Source organism: Leucobacter sp. M11, from assembly GCF_035726885.1.
Lineage (GTDB): Bacteria > Actinomycetota > Actinomycetes > Actinomycetales > Microbacteriaceae > JAPFRB01.
Map to the genome: position 1 here is coordinate 459,719 of NZ_JAPFRB010000002.1, position 7,947 is coordinate 467,665.

7 protein-coding genes are annotated in these 7,947 nt (G+C 70.4%); 2 read left to right on the forward strand and 5 right to left on the reverse strand.

Annotated elements, in window-relative coordinates; genetic code table 11:
• On the reverse strand, nucleotides 1-1,288 hold a 1,288-nt coding region (gene glmS, locus OOT08_RS06495), incomplete at its 3' end, for a glutamine--fructose-6-phosphate transaminase (isomerizing) (RefSeq protein WP_325091779.1).
• 33 nt (nucleotides 1,289-1,321) lie between these two features.
• Between glmS and coaA the strand changes: the two genes are divergently transcribed.
• Nucleotides 1,322-2,287: a type I pantothenate kinase gene (gene coaA, locus OOT08_RS06500; RefSeq protein ID WP_325091780.1), complete on the forward strand. Its 966-nt coding sequence runs from the start codon at nucleotides 1,322-1,324 to the stop codon at nucleotides 2,285-2,287.
• Between the two features lie 81 nt (nucleotides 2,288-2,368).
• On the opposite strand, the gene glmM is transcribed toward coaA, so the two are convergent.
• From glmM to truA, 4 genes are all read right to left on the reverse strand, one after another.
• Nucleotides 2,369-3,715 (reverse strand): phosphoglucosamine mutase, encoded by a 1,347-nt coding sequence (glmM, locus tag OOT08_RS06505; RefSeq protein WP_325091781.1) that lies wholly within the window; start codon nucleotides 3,713-3,715, stop codon nucleotides 2,369-2,371.
• Between the two features lie 17 nt (nucleotides 3,716-3,732).
• On the reverse strand, nucleotides 3,733-4,215 hold the full coding sequence (gene rpsI, locus OOT08_RS06510; RefSeq protein WP_325091782.1) for a 30S ribosomal protein S9: 483 nt from the start codon (nucleotides 4,213-4,215) through the stop codon (nucleotides 3,733-3,735).
• A gap of 44 nt (nucleotides 4,216-4,259) precedes the next feature.
• A complete protein-coding gene (gene rplM / locus OOT08_RS06515; RefSeq protein WP_325091783.1) occupies nucleotides 4,260-4,706 on the reverse strand; it encodes a 50S ribosomal protein L13 in 447 nt (148 codons plus the stop codon).
• Nucleotides 4,707-4,910: 204 nt separating this feature from the next.
• On the reverse strand, nucleotides 4,911-5,819 hold the full coding sequence (gene truA, locus OOT08_RS06520) for a tRNA pseudouridine(38-40) synthase TruA (RefSeq protein ID WP_325091785.1): 909 nt from the start codon (nucleotides 5,817-5,819) through the stop codon (nucleotides 4,911-4,913).
• A 132-nt stretch (nucleotides 5,820-5,951) separates the two neighbouring features.
• Here truA and OOT08_RS06525 point away from each other — a divergent pair, with 132 nt between their 5' ends.
• Nucleotides 5,952-7,928: an acyltransferase family protein gene (locus tag OOT08_RS06525; protein WP_325091787.1), complete on the forward strand. Its 1,977-nt coding sequence runs from the start codon at nucleotides 5,952-5,954 to the stop codon at nucleotides 7,926-7,928.
• Nucleotides 7,929-7,947: the final 19 nt, after the last annotated feature.

Genomic DNA, 7,947 nt, shown 5'->3' on the forward strand with positions numbered 1-7,947 from the left:
GCAGCGTCCCGCGCACCCGGCCCAGGTGCAGGGCGAAGAGGTAGAGGGCGGTGATCTGCGCGACGAAGGCCTTGGTCGAGGCAACGGCCACCTCGGGGCCCGCGTGCGTGTACAGCGCCGCATCGGACTCCCGCGGGATCGTCGCCGACTGCGTGTTGCAGATCGACAGGGTCTTCACCCCGTGCTCGCGCCCGTACTTCACGGCCATCAGCGTGTCCATCGTCTCGCCGGACTGGCTGACGGACACGAGCAGGACGCGCTCGTTCAGGATCGGGTTGCGGTAGCGGAACTCGTGGCTGAGGTCGACCTCGACCGGGACGCGCGCCCACTGCTCGATCGCGTACTTGCCGACCTGGCCCGCGTAGGAGGCGGTGCCGCAGGCGATGATGACGATGCGGTCGATCTCCCGAAGCGCCTCGTCGCCCAGGCTGTCCAGCTCGGCGAGGTGTACCCGGCCGTCCTGCACGCGGCCCCGGACCGTGTTGCGCACGGCCTCTGGCTGCTCGTTGATCTCCTTCGCCATGAAGGAGGACCAGCCGCCCTTGTCCGCGGCCCCCGCGTCCCACTCGACCTCGTACTCCTCGGCGGCCACGGGGGCGCCATCGAAGTCGGTCACGAGCACGGAGTCGGGGGTGATCTCGGCGATGTTGTCCTCGCCGATGGCCATCGCCCGGCGGGTGTGCTCCACGAAGGCCGCCACGTCGGAGCCCATGAAGTTCTCACCGTCGCCCAGGCCGAGCACGAGCGGGGAGTTGTGCCGCGCGCCAAGCACCAGGCCGGGCTCGTCGCGGTGCACGGCGAGGAGCGTGAAGGTGCCCTCGAAGCGCTTCACGACGGCGCGGAAGGCCTCGCGCAGGGAGCCGGTGCGAGCCACCTCGCGGCCGAGGAGCTTGGCGGCGACCTCGGTGTCGGTCTCGCTGTCCAGCTCAAAGCCCTCGGCGAGCAGCTCGTCCCGGAGCTCGACGAAGTTCTCGATGATGCCGTTGTGGATCACGGCGAGCTTGCCGTCATCGCCCAGGTGGGGGTGCGCGTTCACGTCGGTCGGCCCGCCGTGGGTCGCCCAGCGGGTGTGCCCGATGCCGGTGCCGGCGGCGGCCAAGGGGTCCTCAACGAGCAGATCGCGCAGGGCCTGCAGCTTCCCGGAGCGCTTGCGCACCGCGAGACCACCGTCCTGCTCGATGACGGCGACGCCCGCCGAATCGTAGCCGCGGTACTCGAGACGCTTGAGCCCGCCCATGAGCACGTCAAGCGTGCTGTTCTTCCCGACATATCCAACGATTCCACACATGGGAGATATTTTAGTGGCACGATGATGGGTACCATGCCCCACGTACCCGTTGACACCAGAGCGATCACCCGCCCGGACGTGCTGTCGCCGTTCCTTGAAATCGATCGCGCGGCCTGGGCGGCCCTCGCGGACGACACCCCGATGCCCCTCACAGAGGACGAGGTCCGCTCCTTCCGGGGCCTCGGCGACCCGCTCGACCTGGCCGAGGTCGGCGAGGTCTACCGGCCGCTGAGCCGCATGATCGCGCAGTACGCGACCTCCCAGCGGCAGTTGCACGAGCGCACCAGCGCGTTCCTGCAGCGCCCGACGCCGCCCAGCCCCTTCGTCATCGGCATCGCGGGCTCCGTGGCCGTCGGGAAGTCCACCGTCGCCCGCATCATGCGCGACCTGCTGGCTCGCTGGGAAGATACCCCGAATGTGGAGCTCATTACCACAGACGGCTTCCTGTTCCCCAATCGGGAGCTCGAGCGGCGCGGCATCGCGCACCGGAAGGGTTTCCCCGAGTCCTACGACCGCCGGGCGCTCCTGCGCTTTGTCTCGCAGGTGAAGAGCGGCGCCCCCGAGAGCTACGTTCCGAAGTACAGTCACCTGATCTACGACATCCTGCCCGACGAGTTTGACGTAGTGCACCGCCCCGACATTCTCATCGTGGAGGGCCTCAACGTACTCCAGCCGCCCTCCCTGCGGCACCCGCTCGCGGTCAGCGACCTCTTTGACTTCTCGATTTACGTCGATGCCCGCTCCGCCGACATCGAGCGCTGGTTCACCGAGCGCTTCCTCAAGCTCAAGGACGGGGCCTTCAGCGACCCGAACTCGTACTTCAAGCGCTTCGCGGGGCTCACCGAGGACGAAGCCCGCGCCGTCGCCGCCGAGTTCTGGCAGAACATCAACGAACCGAATCTCGTCGAAAACATCCGGCCCACGCGCGCGCGGGCCTCACTCGTGCTCCGCAAGGAGGCCGATCACCGGGTCCAGAAGGTGTTGCTCCGCAAGCTCTGAGCCCGGAGCGAACGCCCCCAAGCGCGAAGAGACCCCCGAGCCGCTGGCTCGGGGGTCTCTTTGCGCGGTGCGCTCGGCTGCTTAGACCGGGATGCGGTCGCGGACGACCTCGGCCAGGTCGTGCGCGAGCTGCTCCGCGGTCTCGATCGAGGGGGCCTCGACCATCACGCGGACGACGGGCTCGGTGCCCGACGGGCGCAGCAGCACGCGGCCGGTGCCGCCGAGGACGACCTCGGCCTGGGCGACGGCCTGGGCGATCACGGAGTCCGTGGCCGCCTTCGAGCGGTCCACGCCACGCACGTTGACGAGCACCTGCGGCAGCACCGTCATGCACGAGGCGAGCTCGGCGATGGACTTCCCGGAGCGCTTCATCTCGGCCGCGAGGTGCAGGCCGGTGAGGACGCCGTCACCGGTGGTCGCGTGCTCGCTCATGATGACGTGACCGGACTGCTCGCCGCCGAGGCTGTAGCCGTTCGCGTTGATCGCCTCCAGCACGTAGCGATCGCCGACGCCGGTCTCAACGACCTCGATGCCGTTGTCGGCCATCGCGAGCTTCAGCCCGAGGTTGCTCATCACCGTGGCGACGAGCGTGTTCTCGTGCAGCAGCCCCCGGTCGGACATCGACAGGGCGAGGATCGCCATGATCTGGTCGCCGTCGACGGTGTTCCCGTCGGCGTCAACCGCGAGGCAGCGGTCGGCGTCGCCGTCGTGCGCGATGCCGAGATCCGCGCCAACCTCGCGCACCTTTTCGGCCAGCGGGCCGAGGTAGGTGGAGCCGACGCCATCGTTGATATTGAAGCCGTCGGGGGCGTTGCCGATGACCGTGACGGTTGCCCCGGCGTCGGTGAACACCTGCGGAGAGATCCCCGCGGCCGCGCCGTGGGCGCAGTCGAGGACCACGTGGATGCCCTCGAGCGAGAGCCCGAGGGAGCCGAGCAGGTGCACCACGTAGCGGTCCTCGGCGTCCGCGAAGCGGCGGATCCGCCCAACCTCGCGGCCCGTGGTGTTCAGCAGCTGACCAGAGAGGGCTGCCTCGATCTGGTCCTCAACCGCGTCGGGCAGTTTGCGCCCGCCCTCGGCGAAGAACTTGATCCCGTTGTCCGCGGCCGGGTTGTGCGACGCGGACACCATGACGCCGAAGTCGGCCTGGGCGTCCGCAACCAGATAGGCGGCGGCTGGGGTCGGGATGACCCCGGCGTCGAGCACGTCAACGCCTGCGGAGGCGAGCCCCGCGGAGACGGCCGCTGCGATGAACTCGCCGGAGACCCGCGGATCGCGGGCCACCACGGCGACGGGGCGCCGGCTCTCGGAACGCGCATCGCGTCCGAGAACCAGCGCCGCGGCCTGTGCGAGGCCGAGGGCCAGCTCGGCGGTCACATCGACCCCGGCCAGCCCTCGCACCCCGTCGGTGCCAAACAGTCGTGACACAGTCAGACTCGAACGGTTTAGCGCTTCGAGTACTGGGGAGCCTTGCGGGCCTTCTTGAGACCAGCCTTCTTGCGCTCCTTGATGCGGGCGTCGCGGCTCAGGAAGCCAGCCTTCTTCAGGGTGGGGCGGTTGTGCTCAGCGTCGATCTCGTTGAGCGCACGGGCGATCGCGAGACGCAGGGCGCCAGCCTGGCCGGAGGGGCCACCGCCGGTGATGCGGGCGATCACGTCGTAGGAGCCGGTGAGCTCCAGGACCGTGAAGGGGTCCGTGATGAGCTGCTGGTGCAGCTTGTTCGGGAAGTACTCGGCGAGCTCGCGACCGTTGACGGTCATGGTGCCGGCGCCGGGGATCAGGCGCACGCGGGCGATTGCCTGCTTGCGACGGCCCACGGCTGCGCCGGGAACGCTGAGTGCGAGGCGGGTCGACGCCTCGACGGGAGCCGCTGCCGACTCGGTGGTGTAGCTCTCGGGAGCCGCGGTCTGGTCTTCGATCTGTGCCACGTTAGTGAGGTCCTTAATCTTGTGAGGTCTGTCCGGGGCCGCGATTACTGCGCGACCTGCTCGAGAACGTAGGGGGTCGGCTGCTGAGCGGCGTGCGGGTGCTCGGCGCCCACGTAGACCTTCAGCTTGCGGAACTGGTCGCGGCCGAGGCTGTTCTTGGGCAGCATGCCGCGGATCGCCTTCTCGACGGCCCGGTCAGGGTTCTTCTCGAGGAGCTCGGTGTAGGTGACCTGCTTGAGGCCGCCCGGGTAACCCGAGTGACGGTACGCGATCTTCTTCGCGGCCTTGTTGTTCGTGAGAACAACCTTGTCGGCGTTGATGATGATGACGTGGTCGCCCATGTCCATGTGGGGGGCGAAGGTGGTCTTGTGCTTGCCGCGGAGCAGGGCTGCCGCGTGCGTGGCGAGACGACCGAGGACCATGTCCGTCGCGTCGATGATCAGCCAGTCGTGCTTAACGTCGGCTGCTTTCGGAGAGTAAGTGCGCGTCACTGTCGTGCTGCTTTCTTGTCGAAATGGAGGTGTCCGTGAATCCCGCTCCGGTGCTGATTCCGCGCGGCAGATGCCGGTGGAAACGAGTCGGTGGAGGGCTCAACTTCGGGTGTCGCCACAGCATGGCGTACACCAAGGGGAAAGTTTAGCACACGGACGCGCCCGGAACCCGGGCGGGACGACGGGCAGGCGTCCCGACCGGGATCACGTCCCGGGGAGGTGTTCCCCGCAGGCGGGCAGCGGGGCGCGCCGGGCGCGGGTCTGTTCCGCCCGGGCGCTGAGCGCCGCGTCGTCGGGGTAGCCGATCTCCTCCAGGGAGAGCCCGTGCGCCGCCATGAGCGGGGTGCGGCCCGTGCGGGCCCGATCCGCGAGCAGCTGCTCCAGCTCGGCCTGGTCAATCCGGCCCTGCCCGACCGCGACGACGGCGCCGACGAGGGCGCGGACCATCGAGTGGCAGAAGGCGTCCGCGCGAAGCCGGGCCGCGTACGCGCCGTCCTCGGTCACCCGCCACTCGAACTCCAGGAGGGTGCGCACGGCGGTCGAGCCCTCGCGGGCCTTGCAGAAGGTCGTGAAGTCGCGGAGGCCGAGCAGCGACGCCGAGGCAACGCGCATCGCCGCGAGGTCGAGGGCGTGCCCGTGGTGCGCGGTGAAGCGCCGGGCGAGTGGGTCACCCGGGACGCGGCCCGCGCTCAACCGGTACTCGTAGCGCCGCCAGACCGCGGAGAAGCGCGCGTCGAAGCCCTCGGGGGCCTCGGTCACGCGGCGCACCACGATGTCCGGGGCGGAGCGGCCCAGCGCCCCGTTCACGTGCCGGGCGCGACCCGTGGCGCGCTCCTCGTCCGTGAGCGCGCCGCCGCGGAAACGGGCCTCCCAGCGCGCGAGCTGCTCGCTCGTGAGGTCAAGATGCGCGACCTGCCCGCGCGCGTGCACCCCGGCGTCGGTGCGCCCGGCCACGACGAAGCGAATCGCCTCCGCGGGCTCGCGGAGCACGGTCGCCACGGCGCGCTCCAGCTCGCCCTCGACCGTGCGCAGGCCGGGTTGCTTCGCCCAGCCGGCGAAGTCGGTGCCGTCGTAGCTCAGGTCGAGCCGCAGCCGGGTCAACGATTCAGACACGAAACGGCGCCCTCCTTTTGTGCTCACAATTCGCTCGCGTAGACTCTAGCCGGTTAGAGCCCCCTGGAGTGATTCCGCCATGTCCCCTGAGCTGCGCAAACGCCGCGTGCCCTCGCACCGGAGCGCGGTTCAGTGACCCAGAAAACCGCGTCTCTGCTCCGGGGCGGATCGCCGGATCGCCGCCCAGACGCCCCCACGGGGGCGCGACCGAGCAGCTACTTCGGCGGGCTCGACGGCCTGCGCGCCATCGCGGTCGGGCTCGTCCTGGTCTACCACCTCTTTCCGGGGATCGTCCCCGGCGGTTTCCTCGGCGTCGATGTGTTCTTCGTCATCAGCGGCTTCCTGATCACGTCACTGCTCCTGCGCGAGTGGGAGCGGCACGGGCGCATCCGGCTCTGGGACTTCTGGCGTCGACGGGCCCGGCGGCTGCTGCCGGCCCTCGGGGTCGTGCTCCTCGTGTGCACCAGCCTGGCCCTCCTCATCGGGGGCGACCCGCTCGTCGGGATCGGCCGCCAACTGCTCGGGGCCGCAACCTTCAGCAGCAACTGGCTGTTCATCATCGACGGCGCTGACTACTTCGCGCACGACACCCCGGAGCTGTTCCGGAACGTGTGGTCGCTCGCCATTGAGGAGCAGTTTTATCTGCTCCTGCCGCTGCTGGCCATCCTGCTCCTCCGCTTCGGCCCGAGGGCCCGCTGGCTCCGGGTCGCCGTGTTCGGCATCCTCGGGGTCGCCTCGGCCAGCCTCATGTGGCGGCTCGTTGGCCCCGAGATGGATGCCACGCGAATTTACTTCGGTTCCGACGCGCACAGCTTCGGCCTCCTCTTCGGCGCCGCCCTCGCTGCCACCGTACCGCTCAGCCGACGGCCCGTGCCCGGCCCCGCGCGGCAGGCCACGCTCTTTCTCACCGCGCTCGCGGGGCTCGGGACGCTTTTGGTCCTCGCGTTCACCCTCGCCGAGGGCTCCCCGGCCAGCTTCCAGGGCGGCTTCCAACTCGCGACCGGCGCCGCGCTCGTCCTCGTCTGGGCGGTCACCCGGCCCGGTGCCCTGACCGGTCGTCTGCTGGACTGGGCGCCGCTGCGCTGGGTGGGCCACCGCTCCTACGGCATTTACCTCTGGCACTGGCCGCTCCTCGTCCTCGCGCAGGCCGCCGCGGCCCCCTGGTCGCGCACCCCGGCCGGGGCCTGGATCCTCGGGGGCATCGTACTCCTGGCCACCCTCGGCGTGGCCGAGCTCTCGTACCGCTTTCTCGAGCAGCCGGTGCGCCGCCACGGCCTGATCACCTCCCTGCGCCTGCTGCTGCGCCCGGTCCGGGACAGCGCGCGGCAGCGGGTCACCGCGCTCGGCGTCACCGCCCTGCTGCTCGTGACGGTGCCCGCGAGCATCGCCGCGATCGTCGCCGAGCCCGCGCAGTCCACCGCCGCCGCCTCGATCGACCGTGGCGCGGCCAGCCTCGCCGAGGACGCAAACGCCGCTGGCCCGGCCTCGGCCGCGCAGGCGGCTCCGGAGCCCCTCTTCGAGGCCACCCCCGCGACCGTGCTCGATCCCGTCATCTTCCCCGGCCGGTTCCGGTCGAGCGGCGCGGTGCTCCCCGCGCCGACGGGTGAGTCGATCACCGCAGTGGGTGACTCCGTGATGCTCGCGAGCAGCCCCGAGCTCCAGGCGGCGCTGCCCGGCATCGACATCGACGCCGAGGTCTCCCGGTCCATGACCGCCGGGATCGGCGTGCTCGACGGCATCCGCGAGTTCTCCGGGCTGCGCCCGGTGCTCCTCATCGGGCTCGGGACGAACGGTCCCGTGGATCGCAGCGAGCTGGACGAGCTGATGCTCCGCGCGGAGGGCAGGCCCGTCGTCCTCGTGAACGCCTACGCGGACCGCGAGTGGATCCCCGGCGTCAACCAGGAGCTGAGCGATTTCGCCGCGGCTCGCCGCGGCGTCGTGGTCGCGGACTGGCGGCGGACCGCCGAAGCGCACCCCGAGTTGCTCGCCGGTGACGGCATCCACCCGGAGCCTGCCGGCGGCGAGGCCTACGCGGCGGCGGTTGCCGAGGCGCTCACGGAGCTGCGCACACCCGCCGAGGCCGTCGGCTTCGAACGCCCCCGCCGCTGACCGCAGCGAGCCGTCGCAC